This window comes from Polyangium sorediatum (assembly GCF_029946465.1).
GTDB classification, from domain to species: Bacteria; Myxococcota_A; Polyangia; order Polyangiales; family Polyangiaceae; genus Polyangium; species Polyangium fumosum.
In genome coordinates this window covers 54,795-75,714 of the sequence record NZ_JARZHI010000051.1, presented here as the reverse complement: position 1 = coordinate 75,714, position 20,920 = coordinate 54,795, and the positions used below count along the sequence as shown (strand labels likewise).

At 67.9% G+C, this 20,920-nt stretch carries 15 protein-coding genes; 7 read left to right on the top strand and 8 right to left on the bottom strand.

Translation table 11 applies throughout. The annotated features are described in order from the left end of the window. Positions 1-426: 426 nt before the first annotated feature. A complete protein-coding gene (locus tag QHF89_RS36520; RefSeq protein ID WP_136970456.1) occupies positions 427-1,206 on the bottom strand; it encodes a chlorite dismutase family protein in 780 nt (259 codons plus the stop codon). 81 nt (positions 1,207-1,287) lie between these two features. Here QHF89_RS36520 and QHF89_RS36515 point away from each other — a divergent pair, with 81 nt between their 5' ends. The 3 genes from QHF89_RS36515 to QHF89_RS36505 are packed head-to-tail and all read left to right on the top strand — an operon-like array spanning position 1,288 to position 4,660. Continuing rightward, entirely contained in the window at positions 1,288-2,892 is a 1,605-nt protein-coding gene (locus QHF89_RS36515) for a PAS domain S-box protein (protein ID WP_284721389.1), read from the top strand. Continuing rightward, positions 2,889-3,869: a serine/threonine protein kinase gene (locus QHF89_RS36510; RefSeq protein WP_136970458.1), complete on the top strand. Its 981-nt coding sequence runs from the start codon at positions 2,889-2,891 to the stop codon at positions 3,867-3,869. Before QHF89_RS36515 ends, QHF89_RS36510 begins: the two co-directional genes overlap by 4 nt. Next, positions 3,866-4,660 carry a ribonuclease H-like domain-containing protein gene (locus QHF89_RS36505; RefSeq protein WP_136970459.1) on the top strand — a complete coding sequence of 265 codons (795 nt, stop codon included), beginning with the start codon at positions 3,866-3,868 and terminating at the stop codon, positions 4,658-4,660. Before QHF89_RS36510 ends, QHF89_RS36505 begins: the two co-directional genes overlap by 4 nt. Here QHF89_RS36505 and QHF89_RS36500 read toward each other — a convergent pair. The 3 genes from QHF89_RS36500 to QHF89_RS36490 all read right to left on the bottom strand — a co-directional run bounded on the left by QHF89_RS36500 (position 4,645) and on the right by QHF89_RS36490 (position 8,374). After that, entirely contained in the window at positions 4,645-6,216 is a 1,572-nt protein-coding gene (locus tag QHF89_RS36500; RefSeq protein WP_136970460.1) for a POT-type proton-dependent oligopeptide transporter, read from the bottom strand. The genes QHF89_RS36505 and QHF89_RS36500 overlap by 16 nt on opposite strands. Further along, the gene (locus QHF89_RS36495; RefSeq protein ID WP_136932581.1) at positions 6,213-7,598 is read right to left on the bottom strand and encodes an adenylate/guanylate cyclase domain-containing protein; all 1,386 of its coding nucleotides are present in this window, start codon (positions 7,596-7,598) and stop codon (positions 6,213-6,215) included. Before QHF89_RS36495 ends, QHF89_RS36500 begins: the two co-directional genes overlap by 4 nt. 68 nt (positions 7,599-7,666) lie before the next feature. Then, positions 7,667-8,374, bottom strand: coding sequence for an AgmX/PglI C-terminal domain-containing protein (locus QHF89_RS36490; protein WP_284721388.1), 708 nt, complete (start codon positions 8,372-8,374; stop codon positions 7,667-7,669). Positions 8,375-8,488: 114 nt separating this feature from the next. Here QHF89_RS36490 and QHF89_RS36485 point away from each other — a divergent pair, with 114 nt between their 5' ends. The 3 genes from QHF89_RS36485 (at position 8,489) to QHF89_RS36475 (ending at position 14,316) form a co-directional block, all read left to right on the top strand. Continuing rightward, positions 8,489-9,826 (top strand): DUF4403 family protein, encoded by a 1,338-nt coding sequence (locus tag QHF89_RS36485; RefSeq protein ID WP_271919692.1) that lies wholly within the window; start codon positions 8,489-8,491, stop codon positions 9,824-9,826. A gap of 25 nt (positions 9,827-9,851) precedes the next feature. Next, positions 9,852-10,361: a hypothetical protein gene (locus QHF89_RS36480; protein ID WP_136970463.1), complete on the top strand. Its 510-nt coding sequence runs from the start codon at positions 9,852-9,854 to the stop codon at positions 10,359-10,361. 97 nt (positions 10,362-10,458) lie between these two features. After that, complete coding sequence (locus QHF89_RS36475; RefSeq protein ID WP_284721387.1) at positions 10,459-14,316, top strand: serine/threonine-protein kinase; 3,858 nt, start codon at positions 10,459-10,461, stop codon at positions 14,314-14,316. Here QHF89_RS36475 and QHF89_RS36470 read toward each other — a convergent pair. The 4 genes from QHF89_RS36470 to QHF89_RS36455 form a co-directional block, all read right to left on the bottom strand. Then, positions 14,313-15,620, bottom strand: coding sequence for a M1 family metallopeptidase (locus QHF89_RS36470; RefSeq protein ID WP_136970465.1), 1,308 nt, complete (start codon positions 15,618-15,620; stop codon positions 14,313-14,315). The two genes, QHF89_RS36475 and QHF89_RS36470, sit on opposite strands and share 4 nt — an antisense overlap. Before the next feature lie 475 nt (positions 15,621-16,095). Continuing rightward, on the bottom strand, positions 16,096-16,848 hold the full coding sequence (locus QHF89_RS36465) for a hypothetical protein (protein WP_136970466.1): 753 nt from the start codon (positions 16,846-16,848) through the stop codon (positions 16,096-16,098). Between the two features lie 85 nt (positions 16,849-16,933). Beyond that, on the bottom strand, positions 16,934-17,845 hold the full coding sequence (locus QHF89_RS36460) for a hypothetical protein (RefSeq protein ID WP_284721386.1): 912 nt from the start codon (positions 17,843-17,845) through the stop codon (positions 16,934-16,936). Positions 17,846-17,876: 31 nt separating this feature from the next. Continuing rightward, positions 17,877-19,220: a hypothetical protein gene (locus tag QHF89_RS36455; protein WP_136970468.1), complete on the bottom strand. Its 1,344-nt coding sequence runs from the start codon at positions 19,218-19,220 to the stop codon at positions 17,877-17,879. Positions 19,221-19,344: 124 nt separating this feature from the next. On the opposite strand from QHF89_RS36455, the gene QHF89_RS36450 reads away from it, so the two are divergent. Further along, complete coding sequence (locus QHF89_RS36450) at positions 19,345-20,892, top strand: alpha/beta hydrolase (protein ID WP_136970469.1); 1,548 nt, start codon at positions 19,345-19,347, stop codon at positions 20,890-20,892. Positions 20,893-20,920: the final 28 nt, after the last annotated feature.

Sequence of the window (20,920 nt, the reverse complement as noted above, 5' to 3'; positions counted from 1 at the left end):
CGCATGCCCAAACTCCTCCTCCGCCCACGCTTCCGCCGACGAGGCCGTCTTTGCATCCAACATCTCCCCCTCTAAATGTCGTCAGAGGGGGCGAATGTACCGATGGGAGATGGGACCAATGCTCAGGGCACGGCCTGGACCGAAGGTGGAAGAACTGCGCATTGCGCAGTTCTTCCAACGGGCCCGGTGGCAAGACCATGGACGTGGGTTCCAAGCTGGCGACGGGTACGTTGCCAGTTGAAACGTCAGCGCTGCTGTTTTGGTCGGCAGTGTCGTCGCCGGTCTTGACCCTGGCTGTTCGATGAACTGCGCATCGCGCAGTTCATCGACCCCGCGTCCAGCGCTTGCGCTGGTCCGGGTCCAGGGGCGGATAGCCCCGGTGGGGCCTGGGGCAAAGCCCCAGCTCCGCGCTCCCAGGCATTGAGATCAGCCGAGCGCGCGTCCCACGAAGAACGGCCCCATCTGGCTGATGAACTCGCTCGTTTGTCGCGTCTTCCGCATCGACTGCACGATGTGCGAGAGCGGGTGCAGCTCCTTGCCCACGAGGCCGATCACGAATTCGTTGTCCCGCGCGTCGAGCCCGTGGCATGCGAGCCGGATGTCGTGCGCCAGGTCCTTCGCTCCGTAGGCTTTTCCGATCGTCCCGTGCTCGCGCAGGATGGAACCTTGCTCCCGCGGCTCGAGCTTCGCGAAGGCCCCGCTCCGCCGCAGCGGATACCAGATGGCCCACGGCCATGCCGGGTTCGCCGCCGTCTCGGCCGGACGCCGGAGCAACCAGTATTCGAGATCCTGCTCGTAGCCCGTCGAATACGTTCGTCCGAGCATCGTCATGTCGGGGCGCAGCGAAACGGCCGGCCCTGATTCCACGAGCGCTGGACGCACCACCTCCACGAACACCCCGGGATCCTCGCTCCACGTCAGCAACCCGAAGCTCAGCGGATCGTTCACGTCCTCGTAGACGACCGCGCCCACGCCTTTGCTCGTGATTGCGGCGCGGATGGCCTGCGCGTGCGTGCGTAGCTCGGACAGCTTCGAGAGCCCCGGCACCTGGTAGACCAGGAGCTGCATGAACAGCCGCCGATCCATCGTTTGCGGCTGCCCGTCCCGCGGCGCGCCGCGCTCGCTCACGTCGATCGAGGGCAGCTCTTCGCTGCCCTGGCCATGGCCGTGTCCGGCGGGCCGGCCGCCCGGAGTCGCTTCGCTCATGCTGCAAGGGCTACCTGCCTCGGCGGCTGGCTGCAAGGCCGGATCGGCCGCCGCGGCGGCACCATGCTAGAAGCCCAAGATATGGAGACGAGCACGCTCAAGGCGGCACTTCTCCCCGAGCGGGAGAACCTCATCGAGACCTTGATCGGCGAGATGCTCGAGGTGGCCCCGTTTTACGCCGCGTTTCCGCGAAGCGCGCAGCTCGCCATGGCCGCCCGCTTGATCGATCTCTACCTCGACGCCCTCGACGAGCTCAGGCCCGAGGCGCTGCGCACCTTCGGGATCGAGATCTTCACGCGCAGACAGGAGCAAGGCGCGTCGCTCCTCGAGGTCCTCCACGGCGTCTCCATCGGCCGCCGCACCATGTCCCGCATCGCCCTCCGCAGCCTGCCCACGGCCGCGCTCGCCGGGGAGGTCCTCGTGCGCGCCGAGCAGGTCGCCGATGAGCTCGTGCGCACTGCCGTTGCCGTCTACGAGAAGCGTCGCGACACCGAGCGCCGCGCCTTCGAGGCGCTCGAACAGCGCTACCAGGACCTCTACCAGCGCACCCCGGCCCTCATGCACTCGCTCGATCACGAGGGCCGCCTCACGACCGTGAGTGATCGCTGGCTCGAGTTCCTCGGCTACACCCGCGACGAGGTCCTCGGCCGCCGCTCGATCGAGTTCGTCACCGAGGAGACGCGCAAGCGCGCCCTCGCCGAGCACTTCCCGCGCCTCCGACGCGAGGGGCGCGTCGACGGCGCCGACGCCCAGTTCGTCAAGAAGACCGGCGAGGTCGTCGACGCCCGCTTGTCGAGCGTCGCCGTGCGCAACGAGCGCGGCGAGATCCAGCAGATCCTCGCGGTCTTCGAGGACGTCACGGCCGAGGTCCAGGCCATGCGGGCGCTGCGCGAGAGCGAGGAGCGATGGCGTGGGCTCACCGAGCTCGCTCCGCTCCCGCTCGCCGTGCACAAGGGCGGCGTGTTTCTTTGGGTCAACGAGGCCCTCTCGCGGCTCCTCGGCGTGCCGCGCGACGAGCTCGTCGGGATGAACGTCCTGCGCATCGTCCACCCCGCCGATCACGCGCTCCTCATCGATCGCCTGCGAAAGAGCAAAGATGGCCGCATCGCGCTCCCGCCGATCGAGGAGCGGTACCTCCACGCGGATGGCAGCGTCATCTATGCGGACGTCGCCGCGCGGCCCATCCTCTTCGAGGGCGAGGAGGCCACGCAGATTGCGGTCGTCGACGTGACGGCGCGCAAGCACGCGGAGGACGTGCAGCGGCAGAACGAGGCCCAGGCGCGCCTCATCGAGGCCCAGGAAGAGACCCTCCGCGCGCTCTCCACGCCGCTCATCCCCATCGGCGAGGGCATCCTCGTCACGCCGCTCATCGGCCGCATCACGGGTGATCGCGCCGCGGGCATCCTGGAGACGATCGCGGCGGGCGTGGTCGCCCAGGGCGCGCGCGTGGCCATCGTGGACGTCACGGGCGTCCCCGAGGCCGATGTGTCCGTCGCCGAAGCGCTCGTCCGGGTCGCGCAGGCCATCCGCCTCCTCGGCGCCGAGGTCGTCATCACCGGCATCCAGCCCTCGATCGCCCGTACGCTCGTCGACCTCGGCGCCGATCTCGGCAGCCTGGCGACGCGCGCCACCCTTCGTGATGGTATCACCTACGCCCTCCGACACTCGTCGCGGCGGCGCCTATGAACACGACCGACCTCTTCCTCTCGCTCACCCCGCACAAGGTCCTCGAAGCCGTCGAGGACGCGGGCTTCCCCGTAAACCCGCTCTGTTACCCGCTGAACTCGTTCGAGAACCGCGTCTACGAGGTCGAGCTCGAAGATCGCTCCCGGCTCGTCGCGAAGTTCTATCGACCGGGCCGCTGGAGCCCCGAGCAGATCCTCGAAGAGCACCTCTTCCTCGCGGATCTCGCCGAGGCTGAGGTCCCGGTGTGCCTCCCTCGAACGCTGCGCGGCGGCGGCACCCTCGGCACGATCGACGGCATCTCGTATTGCCTCTTTCCGCGCATGGGCGGCCGCGCCCCGGACGAACCCGACAGCGACCTCCTCGAGCGCCTCGGCATGCTCGCGGCGCGGATCCACAACGTCGGCGCCGCGCGGCCGGCTGCGCACCGCGTCCGCCTCGAAGCGGACACGTTCGTCCGGCAGAACGTCACCTTCCTCCGCGACAAGGGCTCGATCCCGGCGCGCCTCCTCGTGCGGTACGAGCGCGCTGCGCGCACCATTGCGGACTTCGTCGACGAGGGGATCCAAGGCACGGCCGTCCACCGCATTCACGGCGACCTGCACCTCGGGAACCTGCTCCTGCGCGATGGCGTGCTCTCGGTCGTCGATTTCGACGACATGGTCGTGGGCCCGGCCGTGCAGGACCTCTGGTTGCTCTTGCCCGGCGAGGGCGTCGAGGCGCGTATCGCGCTCGAGAGCTTCCTCGAAGGGTACGAGGTCCTCCGCGCCTTCGATCGGAAAAGCCTGCGCCTCGCGACGCCGCTCCGTGGCTTGCGCCGTGTCCATTATGCCGCCTGGATCGCCCGCCGCTTCCACGACCCCATCTTCCCGCGCACGTTCCCCCATTTCGGCACCGAGGCGTACTGGGAGGAGGAGACGCGGGATCTCGAGCTGATCGTCCAGATGATCACCCAGGAGCGCGGGGGCTTCGAGGCATGACCACGTTCGTCGTCTTCGATTTCGAGGCCATCCTCGACGCGGGCAACCCGCTCCCCGAGGGCGCCGATCCGGATCGCGTGCCCGCCGTCTCCCACCTCGCGATCGTCTCCGGCGCCACCCTGGCCCTCGTCGTCGAGGATGGAGGGGTCCGCGTCTTCGCGCCGCGCCTGCTCGGCGGGCCGAATGGCGGCGACGAACCGGCGATCGTCCGTGATTTCGTCAAACGTGTGGGCGACAAGCGCCCCGTGCTCGTCTCGTGGAATGGCCGCGGCTTCGACCTGCCGCTCGTCCTCGCCCGCGCGATTCGCCACGGCGTCGTCGCGCCCTGGCTCTGGAACCGCGACTTCGAGGATCGTTATCGCGGGCAAAACCACCTCGATCTCCAGGACGCCGTCAGCATGCGCGGCGCCGGCCGCGCCTCGCGCATGGCCTCCTTCGCGTGCCTCTGCGGCTGGCCGGGCAAGGTCGGCGTCGACGGCTCCGACGTCGAGGGCTTATGGGCGAGCGGCGAGGAGGGGCGCGAGGCCGTGCGCCGCTACAACCTCGCCGACGTCGCCTCCGAGGCCGCGATCCTTTTGCGCCTCCTCGTTTGCCGCGGTGATCTCACGCTCCACGAATACCGCGACGCCGCCCGCGCGCTGCTCGCGCACGTCGACGGGGACGAGCGCCTCGCCGTGCTGCGCCCCGCGATCAACCGTGAGATCTTTCTTCTTGCCGATGCTGCGGAAGGCGAGGGGCAGGGCGCGATCTCGAATCCGGAAGGCGAACCGGCCGCTCACGCCTTCCGGTAATGCTCGACGCTCTTGTACCGCATCGCATACGCGCCGAACGCGAGCGCGAACACGAACGCAAAGCCCGCGAAGAAGAACATCTGGAACGCGGTCGTCGACAGGCCCGTGGTCTCCGAGATGGCGCTCGTGAACCGCTCGTTCTTCATGCCGGCGTTCACGAGCAGCACCCATAACCCTCCGACGGTGACCGAGAGCGACCAGAAGCTCATCAGCGTGCCCTTCATCTTCGCCGGCGCCTGGCTATAAGCGAATTCGAGGCCCGTCGTGGAGACGAGCACCTCGCCGACCGTGAGGATCGTGTACGGCAGGAGCTGCCACAGGATCGAGACCTTCTCGCCCGCGTCGATCCAGCGCTGGAGCACGCCGATCACGATCCACGAGACGCCCGCGATCGCGATGCCCGCCGTCATGCGCCGGAGCTGCGTCGGGTTCACCCCGAGCTTCCGGAGCAGCGGATACAAAACGGCATTGTTGAACGGAATCAGCAGCATCACGAGCAGCGGGTTCACCGCCTGCATCTGCGACGCCGTCTCCAGGATGCTCCACCCGGGCAGCACCATCGCCTTGCCCTGGATGATCCACGTCGACGCTTTTTGATCAAAGAGCGACCAGAACGGCGTCACCAGCGCGAAGACCACGAGCACCTTCATCACCGAGCGCACGCCTTCGACGTCCTCGTCCGGGTGCGCCCCGCGCGCCGCTTCGAGCGAGAGCACCACGCCCGGACCCGCGAGCACGAGGAAGACCACGAGCGCGAGGCAAAACGACGCGACGAACCCGAGCGTCGGAACGAGGAAAAACGAGCCGATGAACCCGAGTGCCCCGAGGACCGCGAGCGCGCGCCCCACCCCGCGGCCCTTTTTCAGCGCCGTCCACGCGATGCTGCCGAAGGAATGGGGATCGGCGGGGGAGGGGGGGACGACGACGTACTCCTTGCGCCCCATCCAGAAGATGAGCGTCGCGAGGAACATCAGGATGCCCGGGATCCCGAACGCGATGGCCGGCCCCCAGTGCTTGAGGGCCCTCGGCATGAGCTGCGAGGCGAAAAACGAGCCGAAGTTGATCACCCAGTAAAACGCCTCGAACACCACGCGCGCCAGGTGCTTGTTCGACTGGTCGAACTGGTCGCCGACGAACGACGACACGCACGGCTTGATGCCGCCCGAGCCGAGCGCGATCAGGAAGAGCCCCGCGTAAAACCCCGTCTTGTTCCCCTCGAAGACCGCGAGGCAGCCGTGCCCCACGCAGTAGAGGAGCGAGAGCCAGAAAATCGTGCGGTACTTGCCGAGGAAGCGATCCGAGATCCACCCGCCGAGCAGCGGGAAGAAATAGACGCCCATCACGAAGATGTGGAAGACCTCCTTCGCGGCCCCCGCCCGATCCTTCTCCACGAGGTCGAGCAAGAGATACCCGATCAGGAAATCCGTGAGGATGTTCCGCATCCCGTAGAAACTGAAGCGCTCGCACGCCTCATTTCCGATGATCGACGGGATCGACTTCGGGTATTTTCCGTTTTGGGTGGTGATCCGGGGCTCTTCCGAAACTTCGGTCGTCATCGTGCGCGGCGCGTATCCTTCCGGGGATCGCCGCCCGAGACAAGCACATTCGATTGCAGCGCGCGGTAGCGCTCCCAGAACACCTCGTTCGGCTCGACGCCCTGTTCGTCCCGGCTGAGCGCCGGCAAGATGCGCTCCAGGAAATACATGTCGAGCTCGCCCTTGCCCTTGACCGACACCGCCCCGCGCGCCGTCAGCTCGAAAAAGTCCTTCACCCGGTCGTACGTCATGCGCGAGACGTTGATGCGCCAGAGCTCCCCCGACGACTCCATGCGGCTCGCCGTGTTCACCGTGTCGCCCCACACGTCGTAGGCGAACTTCTTCGCGCCGACCATGCCCGCCATGACCGGCCCCGAGTGCACGCCGATACGCACGCCCTGGAAACACGCGTCGTGCCCCTCCACGTCGCGTCGGATCCGGAGCGCGAACAAACAAGCGTCGACGGCGTGCGTCCGCGTCGGCGCCGGCAGTCCCCCCGCGGCCATGTACGCATCGCCGATCGTCTTCAGCTTCTCCACGCCCGAGCGATCCGCGATCGCGTCGAAGCGACAGAAATACGCGTCGAGCGTGGCGACGAGCGCCTCGGGCGGCATGGTCGCGGCCTTCGCCGTGAAGCCCACGAAATCGGCGAATACGATGGTCGCCTCCTCGTGGAAGACGGGCTTGACCGAGCCCTCCCGCGTGAGCTCACCGGCGATCGGCGCCGGCAGGATGTTGCAGAGCAAGGAGTCGATCTTCGCCTTGTCCCGCGCGATCTCCTCGGACTGATGCTGGATCGTGCTCCCCTTGGCCCAGCCTTGCCGCCGCAGCCGGTCGCTGAGGTGCACGAAGACCCCGGAGACGAGGGCCGCGGCGCTGAGGTCCTGGAGCGAGTAGTTGCGCTCGGGCCCCTCGAAGTCCATGCCCGCGAGTTTGCCCGTCCCCCAGAAGACGAGAATCGCCGCGCCGAGCATGCCCCACGCATACCGCCGCCGCAGCGGCGCGAGCGGCACGAGCATGAGAACGAACAAGAACCCGCCGAGGTAAGGGCTTTTGCCGCTCGTCAGCCCCGTGATGAGCCCCGTCGCGCACTCGAGGCACAAGCAGAGCGCGAAGAGCGCGCGGCTCGCGTGGCGTGGCGCCGAGGGGAAGAGCGAAAAGAGGATCGCCAGGAGGCCCGCCATGGTGAGGCTGAGGCGAAGGAGGAAGAGCGACGGGATCTCGGGGTGGAGCGCCTCGTCGAGCCGCAGGTAAGGTAGCCAAGCGAGCGCGCAGATGAGCCCCGAGACCCGCAGGATCTTCCACGACTGAAAGGCAAGCTCGGCGTCGAACGACTCCGGGTAGCCGCCCTGGCGCTCCCCCGCGCCGAAGAGCCACACGAGGGCTTTCTCCGCGCCCGCCATGCCTCGACCCTAGCAAGCCGAAGGCCGCCTCCGCAACGACGTTCGTGCAGGAGAAAATTACATCCGCCTCAGCGGAGCTCGAACACGAGCTTTCCGATCTTGCGGCCCGTCCCGGCGAACTTGATCTTCTCGATGATCTTCACCATGCAATCGACGACCTCCTCGCCTTTCTCGTTTGGCGGGGCAATGCCCACGGCGATCGGCCGGCCATCGATGCGCAGGTACGTCGTGACCCCGAAGACCGCACCCCACGTGCCGCGCTTGCGGCATTTCGTGGTCTCCTTGGCGGCGAGCGTGATGGCCGTCTTGTGCTTCGCCGGATCGAGATCCTTCGGCGCCTGGGAAGGATCGAGGTCGAACGATTTCTCGGCGAGCCCATCCCCCCCGACGGGCAAAGGCCAGCTCTTCACGCGGGCCGCGTCGAGCAGGCATTTTTCGGTGTCTCGATCCCCGAGCGTGGTCTCCCCGAGGTACACCCACTTCACCACGCCCTGCGGATCGATGCGGAGCTTCATCTTGAAATGCCCGCCGAGCGCGCTCACCTTCGCGGCGCCCTTGGCAAAACAAGACTGAATCGAGTCCTGCATCTTGCCGAACGAGCGCTCCACGGCCTCCTCGTTGAGGCCCCCGATCTCCGATTGCGTCTGCGCCGCGGGGCGTGGCGCCTCGGCGCTCGTCTCCACGGGCGCGGCCGCCTTCGGGGGCGGAGGAGGTTCGGCCGCGCAGGCGACGACGAGCGCAGCGGAGGCGGCGAAGGCGAGGCGCGACGGTCCCACGCGATCGGCCCTACCATGACGGACGCGGGCCGGAAATACCCGCCGCGCGCTGTTCGTTCCTGCCGCTCGATGGAGTTGACACGCGCGTCCCGTCCGTCTTCTTTTGCACCCACCATGTCGCGAACCTCGCTCGCCGTCCTCGTCGCCGCCGTCGTCGCCTCTGCCGGGTGCGGCGCGGGCACGCCGGTGTATCCGCCTCGCCCGCCGGCCACGCCTGGCGAGCCCGTCTCCGATCCCGTCCCCTCGCGTGTCGTCGTGCACGCGACGATCACGGGGGCCCACCTCCAGCGTGAGCTCGAAACGGCCGTCCCGCGCACGGGGGAGGGCACGTTCCCGATGCTCGGCAACGAGCGCAGGTACACGTGGAACCGCGGGGGCATCACGGTGCGCTTCAACCAGGGCCGCATCGCGCTCGACCTGCACGTCGACGCGAACGCGGAGATGCCCATTGGCAGCCTCGACGTCCCGCTCGAGTTCTCGATCCTCGCCGAGCCCGTGGTCACGAGCGAGTACAAGGCGAAGCTGCAATCCCTCGAGGTCACCGTGAAGAGCGATGACCGCGTGATCAAGGCTGCGGACGCGGCGGCCGACATCCTCGGCAAGGTCAAGGCGGCGGTGAAGGAGAAGCTCGAGGCGTTCGAGTACGACCTCTATCCGACGCTCGCCGAGGCCCACGGCCGCTTGTCGCGCCCCATCGAGCTGCCGCTCGGCGACGCGAACGGCTGCGCGGCGCTCCAGGTCGTCTCTGTCGAGGCGGGGCCGACGGTCCTCGCGGGGGGCTTCGAAAAAGACCTCGCGCTCGTCGTCGCGCCTTCGGTCACGATCCCCTGCGCGCCGCCGAATCCCGACGCGAAGCTCCCGCCGCTCGCCAACGTCGCCACGCTCCAGCCGGGCCCGTTCACGGTGACGGTGCCGATCGTCGCCAAGTACGACGAGCTCGCGAAGGCGATGGGCCTCGTCTTCACCGACGGGAAGTTCTTCTTCTCGAAGGAGCACCCGAAGCTCTACATGGAGAAGCCCGAGATCTACGCCGCGAAGGATCAACTCGTGCTCAAGCTCCACATCGCGGGGCACGTCGACAACCCCGTCAGCCTGGACCTCGACGGCGACCTCTTCATGACCGGCCACCCGACGGTCGTGGACAACGAGCTGCGCATCCCGGATCTCGAACCGACCATCGAGACGAAGAGTTTTCTCTTCAAGCTCAAGGCCTCGATGGATGGGGACAAGATCCGGGATCAGGCGCGTGATGCGCTGCGGCTCGACATCGGCGAGCGGCTCAAGGCGGTGCGCGACAAGCTCTCGAACGACATCTCGTTCGCGAGCGGCCAGGGCTGCATGAAGGCCCAGGTGCACAAGATCGAGGTCAGCAGCGTGCATGTGCACGGCACGTACATGCGCGTCTACGTGACCACGAACGCGATCGCGTCGGTCTACATGCCCTGTCCGTGAACCACCCCTCATGGTAGGTTGGTGCATGCGCGCCTCCCTCCTCGTGGCCCTCCTTCTTGCTGGTTTCTCGGTTTCCTGCGCGTCGGCGGACGACGGATCCATCCGGCCGGAGCCGCCCGCCGAGACGCCGAAGGTCACGGCGCCGCTGCCCCCGGAGTTCGCGCAGCTCGGCGAGCCTTGCCCCGCGTCGCAGGAGCCTCCGACCTCCGCGGCTCCGTCCGTCTGGTGCGGGAAGGACGGCCGCGTCGGCGTCGTGACCGTGTATCGACGCACGGGCTTGCCGGAGGGCGCGCAGAAGCTCGCGGGCTCGATGGGCAACGTGCAGGTGGTCATCGAGCCCGAGCGCGTGTGGGTGCAACACACGTGCTTCTATTGCCGGCAGTTCACCGAGGAGACCGGCGTCGTGCACCTCGCGTATGCGACGGACGAGCAGATCATGCAGTTCCAGAGGCACGCGGAGCTCGAGAACCAATCGCCCCTGCGCGACGCGGATGCGTGGCGCGGGGCGATCGCGGCGTGGAAGCCGAAGCAATGAAGCGCGCGCCCTGCGGGGCGCGCTCGACGTTCCTTGTTCTTTCCGGTTTGCTCGAACAGGGCCATCGGTTCGATGCTGCCCCGGGGGGGTTCGCGTCATGAAGCATGGGGACGTGCTGGCGGGGCGCTTTCTCGTCGAGCGCCTGGCCGGCCGTGGGGGGATGGGCAAGGTCTATCGCGCGCTGGATCAATGGACCGGACAGCCCGTCGCGGTGAAGGTGCTGCCCGGTCTCTCCGGGGACGCGGCCCGATTCATGCGGGAAGCGCGGCTGCTCTCGTCCTTCGCGCATCCGCGGATCGTACGGCACGTCGCGCATGGATCGATATCCACGAGGGAGCCTTATCTGGTGATGGAGTGGCTCGAGGGGGAAGACCTCGGCGCGCGCCTCGCCCGGGGACCGCTCGACCTGGCCGACGTGGGGCCGCTGATCGTGGAGGTCGCCGAGGCGCTGGGCGCCTTGCACGAGCGGGGGATCGTCCATCGCGACCTCAAGCCGGGCAACATCTATCTCCCGGAGGGGCGCCTCGTCGGCGTGAAGCTCCTCGATCTGGGAATTGCTCGGAGCGACATGTCGTCGCGGATCACGGATTCGGGCATTCTCCTCGGGACCGCCTCGTACATGGCGCCGGAGCAGGCGAATGGCGGGAAACACGTCGACGCGCGCGCAGACGTGTTTTCGCTGGGCTGCGTGCTCTACGAATGCCTGACCGGCGAACGGGCTTTTGACGGCGCGACCTTCCTGGCCATCCTGACGAGGATCCTCTTCGAGGAACCACCGAGCGTTCGTGAGAAGCGCCCGGAGCTCCCCGCTCCGCTTCATGACCTCATGGCGCGGATGCTGTCGAAGTCGCCGGAGGCGCGCCCCGCGCAGGGTCGGGCGGTGGCGGACGAGCTGCGGGCGTTCGACGATCTCGTGAAGGTCGCGACGGCAGGCACGGTGGAGGCGACGCGGGCGCCGGCGCTGACCGGCTGGGAGCGACGCGCGGCGGCGATCATCTTCATGGGCCCCGCGCCGGCGGAGGCGGCAGCGGAGGCGCAGGCGCGTGATGCGCGTATCGCGGCGGAAGCGGCGGCGCATGGTGGGCGCCTCGAGCGGCTCTTCGACGGCTCTTGGGTGGTGCTCCTGTCGGACGCGCAGGTGGCGACGGATCTGGCGGCGCAGGCGGCGCGTTGTGCGCTCGCGCTTCGCCGGCATGCCGAGGGGCGACGGATCGCGCTGGCGCTCGGGCGGAGCGAGAGCACGGGGCGGCTCGCCTTGGGGCCGGCGATCGATCGGGCCGCGCGGAGGCTCGGGGACATGGACGCGCATGCGCGGAGCGAGCACATCGCGCTGGACGAATCGGCGGTGGGGCTGCTCGATGCGCGGTTCGAGGTGGCGGCGCACGACGGTGTCTTTTTCCTGCGAGGCGAGCGTGACCTCGCCGAGCCCCGCACCCTCCTCGGCAAACCGACGCCTTGCGTGGGGCGGGACCGCGACCTCGACCGTATCGAGGGGTTGTTCAGCGAATGCGTCGACGAGGCGCAGCCGACGGCCGTGCTGGTGACGGCGCCCGCGGGGATGGGGAAATCGAGGCTCGGGCGGGAGATCGTGCAGCGCCTTCGAATGCGCGACGAGGCGCCCTCGATCTGGATGGCGCGTGGCGAGCTCCTCGGCGCGGGCTCGGCGCTCGGGATGTTGTCGGAGCTCGTGCAGGCGGCCTCCGGGATTCGAGGGGGGGACCCGTTTTCGGTCCGGCGGGAGAAGCTCCGCGCCGCGGTCGAGAGGCGCGTCCCTTCGCGTGCGTGCGCGCGGGTCACCGTGTTCCTCGGCGAGATCCTCGGTGTGTTCTTCCCCGACGAGGGCCATGGGCAGCTCCTCGCGGCGCGGCGGGACGCGCAGCTCATGGGGGAGCTCATGCGGGAGGCCTTTCTCGATTTCCTGCGCGCGGCGTGCGAGGCGAACCCCGTGCTCGTCCTCCTCGAGGATCTGCACTGGGGCGACGGGGCCACGGTGGGGATCCTCGACGCGGCGCTGCGTGAGCTCCGGGAATGCCGCTTCTTCGTGCTCGCGTTCGGGCGCCCCGAGGTCCGGGAGCGGTTTCCCAGGCTGTGGGTAGACCGAAACGTCCAGGAGCTCCGCCTCGGCCAGCTCAGCAAGAAGGCGAGCGGAGAGCTCGTGCGGCATGTGCTCGGGGATCACGTCGGGCCGGAGACCCTCGCGCGTATCGTGGGGCTCGCCGACGGAAATGCGTTTTACCTGGAGGAGCTCATCCGCCGGGTGGCCGAGGGCAAAGGGGAGGACCTGCCCGAGACGGTGGTGGCCATGGTGCAGTCGCGCCTCGCGGGGCTCGACGGCGCGTCCCGGCGGCTCCTGCGCGCCGCGAGCATCCTCGGCGAGACGTTCTGGGCGGGGGGCATCTCGGCGATGCTCGGCGGCGTGATGGATACCAGGGTCGGCGAGGATTGCTTGCGGAACCTGGTCGAGGGGGAGGTCGTGACGAAGCGGCGCGAGAGCCGTTTTGCTGGGGAAACGGAGTATACGTTCCGGCACGCGCTCCTGCGCGAGGGGGCCTATGCGATGGTGACGGACGAGGACCTCGCGCTCGGCCATCGCATCGCGGGCGAATGGCTCGAGCGGCGCGGCGAGTCGGATCCGCTCGTGCTCGCGGAGCATTTCGAGAAAGGCGGGGAGGGGGAGAGGGCCGCGGCGTGTTATCTCCGGGCGGCGCTCCTCGCCTGCTGGGGCGGGGACTCCGAGACGGCGTTCGTGCATGTCGAGCAGGGCCTCGCGGCGGGAGCGTCGAAGGAGGTCCGCATCAAGCTGCTCGGCGTGTATTGCGAAGCGAGCGCGTGGGCGCTGAGGGACGCCGAGCAGGCCGTGCGTCGCGCGGATGAGGTCCTCTCGACGGCTCTGCCTGGCAGCCCGTCGTGGGCGCAGGCGGGGTTCATGAAGGTCGCGGGGTGCGCGTTCCTCGGGAGGATCGACGACCTCGTGGCCGCGCTCCCGACCTTGCTTTCGGCGGAGCCCGATCCCGAGGCGCGGAGCATGATGATCACGACGGTCACCTCCTGTTCGTTCCTCCTCGACGTGGTCGGGATGTTGCGGGTCGGAGAGCCGGCGCTCGCGCGTGGCTTCGCGTTATGCGCCGACGCCGAGGCGACGGATGTCGCGGCCAAAGCGACGCCGGCTCGTTACCTTGCATTGCGATGCAATTATGCGGACGAGGACCCGTGGCGAGCGCTGCAATACGCGCTCCAAGCGCTGCACCCGTCGGTCCTCGGGAACGGGCGTCTGGATGAGACCGCGCGGGTCCACCTGGCGGTCGCCTACACGCTCCTGGGTGCATTCTCGGACGCCGAGAGCGCCTGGGGCGACATAACCCTCGGGGCCTTCGATCTTGGTTACCTCTCCTCCAATCGACCTTTCGTGCAAGCCTGGGCGAGCGCCGATCGCGGGGATCTCGGGGAGGCGCGCCGCCGTGCCGAGGAGCTCGTCGCGTTTGGCCGCACCTCCGGTCGGGCGCTCGACGAGGGGCGGGGGCGCTGGGCGCTCGCCGAGGTGCTGCGCCGCGCGGGGGAGCTCGAGCGGGCGGACCAGGAGATAAAGGCCGCCCTGCCGATGGCCATCCCGCTTGATCAGCCCGGCATGCTCGCGACGCTCGCGGCGCTGCGGCTCGCGCAGGACAGGCCCCACGAAGCGCTCGCCGTGGCGCGAGAAGCGATGGCGAAATACGAGACCATGCGTGCATGCAGCATGTTCTTCCGGAGTGCCTTCCTGCGCGTCGTCCACGCGGAATGCCTGCAAGAGACGGGCAACCACGAGGCCGCGAAGGCGGCCCTCGCGGACGCAAAAGAATGGCTCTTGGCCATCGCCGCCAAGATCGGCGACGACAGATACAGGAAGAGCTTCCTGGAGAACGTGCCCGAGAACCGCAGGATCCTGGAGTTCGCCCAGGGACTGCGTGAGGGGGCTTAGGGCTTGCCGAGCCCCTTGAGCCAGCCGTCCACGTGCACGGAGATGTCCGCGCCCGTCTCGGCTTGAATCGTGTCGATCATGTCCTGCATGTGGGCCGCGCGGTTCTTGTACGTCCCGTAAAACTTCGCGAGCGCTGCGTCGAGCTTGTCCCGCCCGACCTGGGCCTCCACGGCCCGGTAGAAGAACGCGCCTTTCATGTAGGTGACGTTCGACCACAAGGGATGCGTGATGAGATCGATCGTATTGCACGTATCCAGCATGAGGACCGTGTCCTCGTCCTGGATCACGTCGTCGAGCCTCGTCTGGTAATCGCTCCAGATCTTCTCGCCAGCGGCCTGTCCGGCCACGGCCTCCAGCCCGCGCGCTGCGAGGTACGAGGCCGTGCCCTCGGAGAGCACGAAATCCTCCCAGCAAGAGATTCGCACGCCATTGCCGAACCAGCCGTGCGCCGCCTCGTGCGCGTGCACCTCCGGATCGTTCATCGCGTCGCGCGCCACGTGCCAGTAGGGGTGGTGCTCCATGCCGCCGTACGCGCCCGGCCCCCAATCCGCGGACACCGACGCGACCGCGCCGCCGAACGAGTAGGATCCATACGTCGTCTCGAACCAATCGAAGACCGCCGCGAGATCCTTCGTTCCCTCGGCCGCGGCCGCGTCCTCCCCGGGCAGGTGATACACGCCCACCTTCGTGCCCGCCTTCGTCGTGCCGAGCGCGACGTACGTGTAGACGCCGAGCGCGAAGGCCGGCATGTACGTGGGCGCGTCGGCCGGGATCTCGTTCGGGAAGACGGCCTGCTTGCCCGAGGGCACGCCCGCGAGCGCCATCTCGAAGCTCACACCCTCCGAGGGCACGGATTTGCACGGAAAGAGGTTCCCGCAGAAGCGCGGCCACAGGAACGAGACGCCCTCGGCGAGATAGCCGTCGAAGTTCTTTTGCGTGGTGTACGTATACTTGATATCGAGCGTGGTGTTCTCCGCGCTCTCTTTTACGCCCACGTCGAGCCTGCCCTCTTGGACCGCGTATTCGAGCTGCCCGCTCGAATCCTCGACGCTCTGGATGACGAGGCCGTCGACCTCGAACGAGGCGCCCGGCTTTTCCGCGGGCGCGAGCACGATGGTGGCTTCGCCGGTCAACGCGGTGACATCGAGGGCGAGCGCGGTCGAGAGGATGTCACGGTCGAGGTTTTGCGTCGGCGCGACGGGGATGGGGCCGGGCTCCGGCCCCTTGCCGCTGTCGCCGTCTCCGCAGCCGGCGAGGAGGAAGAGGGGGATCGAGGCCCAAGCGAGCGTGAAGAGGTGCTTCATCGGGCCAGGGTACGAGCCGGGTGGCGCGCAGGTCAATGACGCTGGCCCGGGGCATTTTGGTGGGTGGGCATTGCTTCTTCGCACCTGCTCGGCCCCCCGAGCCGCGGGGGTCGTAGGCTCCTCCGATCTGCTTGCCGAGCCACGTGGTCCCCCTCGGCTTCTCCTCGGACCTGCTCGAACCCTCGGAGCGACCCCCCTCCGCGCAGGTCGGACCTGCCCCTAACACCCGAGCCCACCCTGTCCGAGCAGGTCGGACCTGCCCGCAACACCCGAGCCCACCCTGTCCGAGCAGGTCGGAGAAGCTCGCTTGGGCAGGTGTTGGCGTACGCCAGCAGGTCGGAGAAGCTCGGCGTGGGCGCGGGGCGGCGCCGGGGACATGCTCGGCTCTTGTCTCGTGTGCCGGCGGAGGGGGATCCGGGCAGGTCGGAGGAGCTCGTCGGACGGGGCGGCGGGGGAGGGGAGCAGGTTCGAGGAGCTACGGGGTGGCGGCCGTCGCCTCGGTGGCGGAGGGCGGGGGAGGAATCTCGGGCGAAGCCTTGCCCTTTTGCGCCTGGGCGGCGCTCTTTTCGAGGAGGTCGAAGTAACCGAAGACACGTGCGTCGATGTCTTTGGGCAGGCTCGGATCCTCCTGGAGCTCCAGGGCGAGGTTCTTCCGTGTGCGATTGAGGAGGCCGATGACCTCCCCGCGGAGGCGGGTCGCGTCTTTGCGGGTCTTCGTTTCGAGATCGGCGCGGGCGCTGAGGAGAGAATCGATGGCGACGCCGGCGTTCAGGAAACGATCGGCCCACTCGTGGAGCGTGCCGCCGCCGGCGACGGGGAACAACGCGAGCTCCGATTGCAGGCTCGCGAGCGCCGGCTTTCGGTCCATGGCCGCCTTGGCCTCGGCCGGATAACTGGCCCCGAGGTCTTCGAGGGTGGGAATAAAAGCGGCGCGGATCTTCCGAGCGGCTGCGCGAATGTGCTCGGGGATGTCGGGGTGGCGGTCGTACGCTTCGAGCAGGTGCCAGAGGGCATACCCGAGGGCATCATGGTGGACGTCGGCGGCATCGAGCTCGTCGACGAGGGGCCGGCCCGCAGCGACGGAGGGGAGTTTTCCGAGGGCGTCGAGCTTGGCCGTGAGGAGCTTGGTGCTGGCGGCGCCGGAGGCAAAGCTCACGAGAGCGGCTTTTCGATTGGTGAGGAGATCGTTCAAACCGACGAAGAGGGCGACAAGAGAGATGTGGCGCATGGGGTGGGAGGTTACAGGGATGGGAGGGGAGGGGGCAAGGGGGATGTGAGGGGCGACGCAGCATGTTGCCTGCGCTGCCGCCCGGTCACGCGTCTTCGACGACGCGGATGGGGAGCCACTTGAACCCGGTCACGCCCGCGTCGCGGAAGATGCGCCAGACCTTGGGGGTGACGAGGAACATGGGTTGCGAGAGCACGGCCGTCTTCAGGTCGCCTTTCCAGCGCGCAAACCCGAAGTGCTCCCACATGCGGTTCACGTCCTGGGCCCCTTCGAGGTCGCGGGCGCGGTAGGCGATGCGAAGGGGGCCCGGGCTCGAGGTGTCGAGCCTGCTTCGCCCGCAGGTCTTGCACGCGCGGTCCCACAAGATTCCGGTCGAACGCGGGGACATCGGGGGCAACGTATGCGACGCCCATAGCTGCCGCCAGGTCAGCTTGATCTGTCGCTTGTCCGCTTGCAGGGCGTAGACGCTGCGGAAGGAGAGCCCCGAGAGACCTGCGCCTTCGAGGGTTTCGCTCAGCCTCTCGTCCACCAGGATTTCGCTGTAGCTGTCGACGGCGCGATATGTCCTGAGCTTTCCGATCTCGTCCGGGGTTACGCCATCGAGCACGTACGCCGAGGTCTGACGCATCCCCGCGCCACACGCCGGGCACGCGCTCGACAGATCGTAATCTGTGCCGAACCTCGGGCCTCCGACGACGGAGATGTCCATGGTATCCGTCACGAGGATCAAGCGCGCGGCCTCGTACTCCTCGTCCGTGTATTCGTCCCAGCGCAGCTCTTGCCAGTCGACTTTGTAGGCGAGGAGGAGCTTTTGCAGGAGGGCCAGACGAGGGTCCTCGACGTCGAGGATGACGAATACATTTACCGTGAGCTTCCCCTGCCATCCAATTTCGCTCACACGAGCAACATCGGGCCCACAGCCCGCAGGCGAAAGGACGGTCTGCTCTCGGCCGGGGACATCCGTGCCGCTGAAAAATATCTGTGCCTTCGTCTTCATCGCTGGTCCAGTATGGTTCACGAACGACCGCTCATTCCCCGAAATAGTGAGCAATCGCCTTGAGCCATTCGGGGTGCTTCACGTAGACCTTCTTGTATGCGTTCCAAAGCAATGGTAGGTCGTCGCGCAGGATCCCCTTCGTCGCCTGCGCCAGGTCGTTCGTGAACATCTGATGCACCTCCTTCGATAGGATCACACATGGCCCATCCAGGGCATCGAGGCCAGCCTTGATCATCCTCGCCGTCTCGTAGATGTGGTGCGCTTGCCACTTCCGTTCATGCCCCAGCGTGAACTTCTGCATCACCCGGAACGGCCCGACCACGCCCGCCTCCGCGAGCGCCTGCGTCAGCGCCTCTCCATACTCCTTCGCGAGGTACTCCGCCGCCTCCTCCGACAGCTCACTCACGTCCTTGAGAACGAGCTTCTCCCCCGCCTCGCTCGCCGCGGCCGCCGCCTTCATGAACTTGTTGCCGAGCGCCATCGCGACCGGCGAGAACATCACGGCCGCGGCCGCCGCCTGGAGCCTCGGGTCGTTCGGCCCGTCGGCATTCATCCCGCCGACGATCCCGTATTCCTTCCCGTCGGGCCGATGGAGATCCTCGTTCATTTGCAGGTTGAAGATCGCCCCCGCGATCACCACCTGCTCCAGGATCGCCCCGGCCCGCGTCTTCTGCTTCCGCGCCGTGCAGCCCTCCTTCGTCTGCTCGCATGAAGTGACGTTCAAGGGCTTCCGGTCCGCCGTGTCCACGAGCTGTGGGAGCGCGCCACCTCGATCCACGAGCCCATGCGCCTCGTCCGCCCACTTCGCCTCCCGCTGCGGGAGGACAGGCTCGCTCGACAGAACACCTTGTCGCGGCAACACAGGATCTTGCCGCTGCGGCGGGGCCGAAGCACGCGGGGGCGGCGGGTCCTCCTTCGGCTGCGGAACGCGATGTTTCTCGACGCGCTTCTCGACGCTGCCCTCGTCGCCGCCGCCTTTGCGTTCCTCGTCGCCGCCGCGCTTGCCAGGCGCGTTGCTCGCGCTCCCGTCCTCCGCTTTCTTCTCTTCTTTGAGCGGCTCCTTCGCCGGCGCCGGTTTCGGCGGCGGCGGCGGGCATTTCAGCGCGTTGTACGGGATGGGCAAAATGCGCACGCTCTCTGGCGGGGCATGAGGGTCATAGATAAAGATAGCGCGCCCCTCGACCTTCCGCGCGAACTCCATCCGGCTGCGCGTGGTCCACACCGTCGCCGACCCCTGCTCGTAGGCCCACTGGGTCATGCCGGGCGGGACGTCCGGCGGCTTGACGCAGACACGGAACTCCAGCGTGTGCGCGGGCGAAGCGCAGAAGAGAAGGGGCAGCGCCAGCAGGGACGAGGTGAAGACGTCACGACGCATGGGACCTCGCCGAGGGTACCAGCCCTTCGAGCTCGAACAATGACCCCATCCGCTTCTCACAGTCCGCCAGTTTCGCGCTGGGGCCGTTGCCTGCCCCGCGGGACGCGTGGTAGGGCGTGTCCTCATGGCTCGCTCCCTCGTCCTCGCCGCCCTCCTGCTCACGGCTGGCTGCAATCCCGCAAGCCAGACGCCCCGGTCCTCGCCGTTGCCGGCCGTAGCGCCGGTCTCCGCGGCGGGCCCGTCAAAACCCCGTGAAATCGTCGTGGAGCGGGGGACCGTCCGGCACGAGAATGGCACCGATGTGCCGTACGAGCTCGGCACGCTCTTGGTGCCCGAGAACAGGCGAAACCCCGGCAGCCGTTTGATCGGCGTCGGGTTTGCCCGCATCAAGGCGCCTCGGCCCACCGGCGCGCCGCCTGTCTTCTGGCTACCGGGAGGTCCCGGTCTGAGCGTGCTCGGCGCGTTCACCGACGACGATGCGGCTGCCAAGAACCGACTCCGGTCCTGGCTGACCTTCGGCGCCGTGGGGGACCTCGTCGTGATCGAACAGCGCGGGTATACACGCCGCGGCGAAATGCTCGAAGCCATGAGCGAAGCCTTGCCCTTGGATCAACCCGGCTCGGCGCGCGCGGAAGCCGAGGCCATGCGTGCCTTGGCCAAGGCGGCCGTTGCGGCGAACCCCGACAAGGACCTCTCGGGCTACGACATCGGCGAGCTCGTCGCGGATGTGGACGACCTTCGCCGGGCGCTCAGTTATGACAAGATCAGCCTGTTCGGGGGGAGCTTCGGCTCGCAGTGGAGCTTCGCGGTGATGCGCCTCCATCCCGAAACCGTCGCGCGCGCGGTGCTCTCGGGCGTGGAGCCGTTGAACAATGGCTATGACATGCCCTCGCACGTGTTCGCGGCGCTGCAACGTATCGCGAACGACGCCGACCGGAATCCTGGGCTCGCGCCTTATCTACCCGCGGGCGGCGTCATGGAAGCCGTGCGCGTGCTGCGCCTTCGTTTCGCCGAGAAGCCGGTGCACGTGCAGGCCAAGGACGAGGCCGGACGCGAGCGCACGGTGGTCCTCGGGGCGGAAGACCTCCAGCTCGCCCTGCAGTCGCATACGCAGGAAGGCGAGCAATGGCCAGCGTTCATCTTGTCGCTGTATCACGGGCACTACGAGGCTTGGGCGCGCGAGGTCCTCGAAGAGCGAAAAGCGAGCAAGACGAAGCTCATCGGTCCCCTGGTCGACAGCAGCCTGGGTGTCACGGCCGCGCGCGAGCAAAAGCTACGGACCGATCCGGCCGTCGAGATGCTGGGCACCTGGAACTTCGAGTCGAACATCGCTTCCGCGCCCGACTGGCCGACCCGCGACATGGGCGACGCGCTGCGCGAGCCGGTCGAGAGCCCGATCCCGGTCGTGTTCGTGCATGGGGATTGGGATACCTCGACGCCGGTCGAAAATACCCTGGACCTCAAGCCTTACTTTCCGAACGGCCATGCGATCGTCGTCCATCGCGCCGGCCACGACGGCACGTTTTATCAGCTTCGCGGAGAACCGGCTGTGAAGCAGGCGGTGTATGAATTCCTCAAAACTGGCAAGAAGGAGGAACTCCCCGCCGAAGTGACGTTGCCGGTGCCCAAGTTCGAGCTGCCGTCGTTTGCGCCTCCCGCGCGCGCAAGGTGAAAGAGGCGGCGGGGCGCAAAGGAGCCCT

Coding starts and splice junctions, on each gene's coding strand:
- QHF89_RS36470 (WP_136970465.1), bottom strand. CDS start 15,620: ATGAAGCACCTCTTCACGCTCGCTTGGGCCTCGATCCCCCTCTTCCTC.
- QHF89_RS36495 (WP_136932581.1), bottom strand. CDS start 7,598: ATGGCGGGCGCGGAGAAAGCCCTCGTGTGGCTCTTCGGCGCGGGGGAG.
- QHF89_RS36465 (WP_136970466.1), bottom strand. CDS start 16,848: ATGCGCCACATCTCTCTTGTCGCCCTCTTCGTCGGTTTGAACGATCTC.
- QHF89_RS36485 (WP_271919692.1), top strand. CDS start 8,489: ATGTCGCGAACCTCGCTCGCCGTCCTCGTCGCCGCCGTCGTCGCCTCT.
- QHF89_RS36455 (WP_136970468.1), bottom strand. CDS start 19,220: ATGCGTCGTGACGTCTTCACCTCGTCCCTGCTGGCGCTGCCCCTTCTC.
- QHF89_RS36510 (WP_136970458.1), top strand. CDS start 2,889: ATGAACACGACCGACCTCTTCCTCTCGCTCACCCCGCACAAGGTCCTC.
- QHF89_RS36475 (WP_284721387.1), top strand. CDS start 10,459: ATGAAGCATGGGGACGTGCTGGCGGGGCGCTTTCTCGTCGAGCGCCTG.
- QHF89_RS36515 (WP_284721389.1), top strand. CDS start 1,288: ATGGAGACGAGCACGCTCAAGGCGGCACTTCTCCCCGAGCGGGAGAAC.
- QHF89_RS36505 (WP_136970459.1), top strand. CDS start 3,866: ATGACCACGTTCGTCGTCTTCGATTTCGAGGCCATCCTCGACGCGGGC.
- QHF89_RS36480 (WP_136970463.1), top strand. CDS start 9,852: ATGCGCGCCTCCCTCCTCGTGGCCCTCCTTCTTGCTGGTTTCTCGGTT.
- QHF89_RS36450 (WP_136970469.1), top strand. CDS start 19,345: ATGGCTCGCTCCCTCGTCCTCGCCGCCCTCCTGCTCACGGCTGGCTGC.
- QHF89_RS36460 (WP_284721386.1), bottom strand. CDS start 17,845: ATGAAGACGAAGGCACAGATATTTTTCAGCGGCACGGATGTCCCCGGC.
- QHF89_RS36520 (WP_136970456.1), bottom strand. CDS start 1,206: ATGAGCGAAGCGACTCCGGGCGGCCGGCCCGCCGGACACGGCCATGGC.
- QHF89_RS36500 (WP_136970460.1), bottom strand. CDS start 6,216: ATGACGACCGAAGTTTCGGAAGAGCCCCGGATCACCACCCAAAACGGA.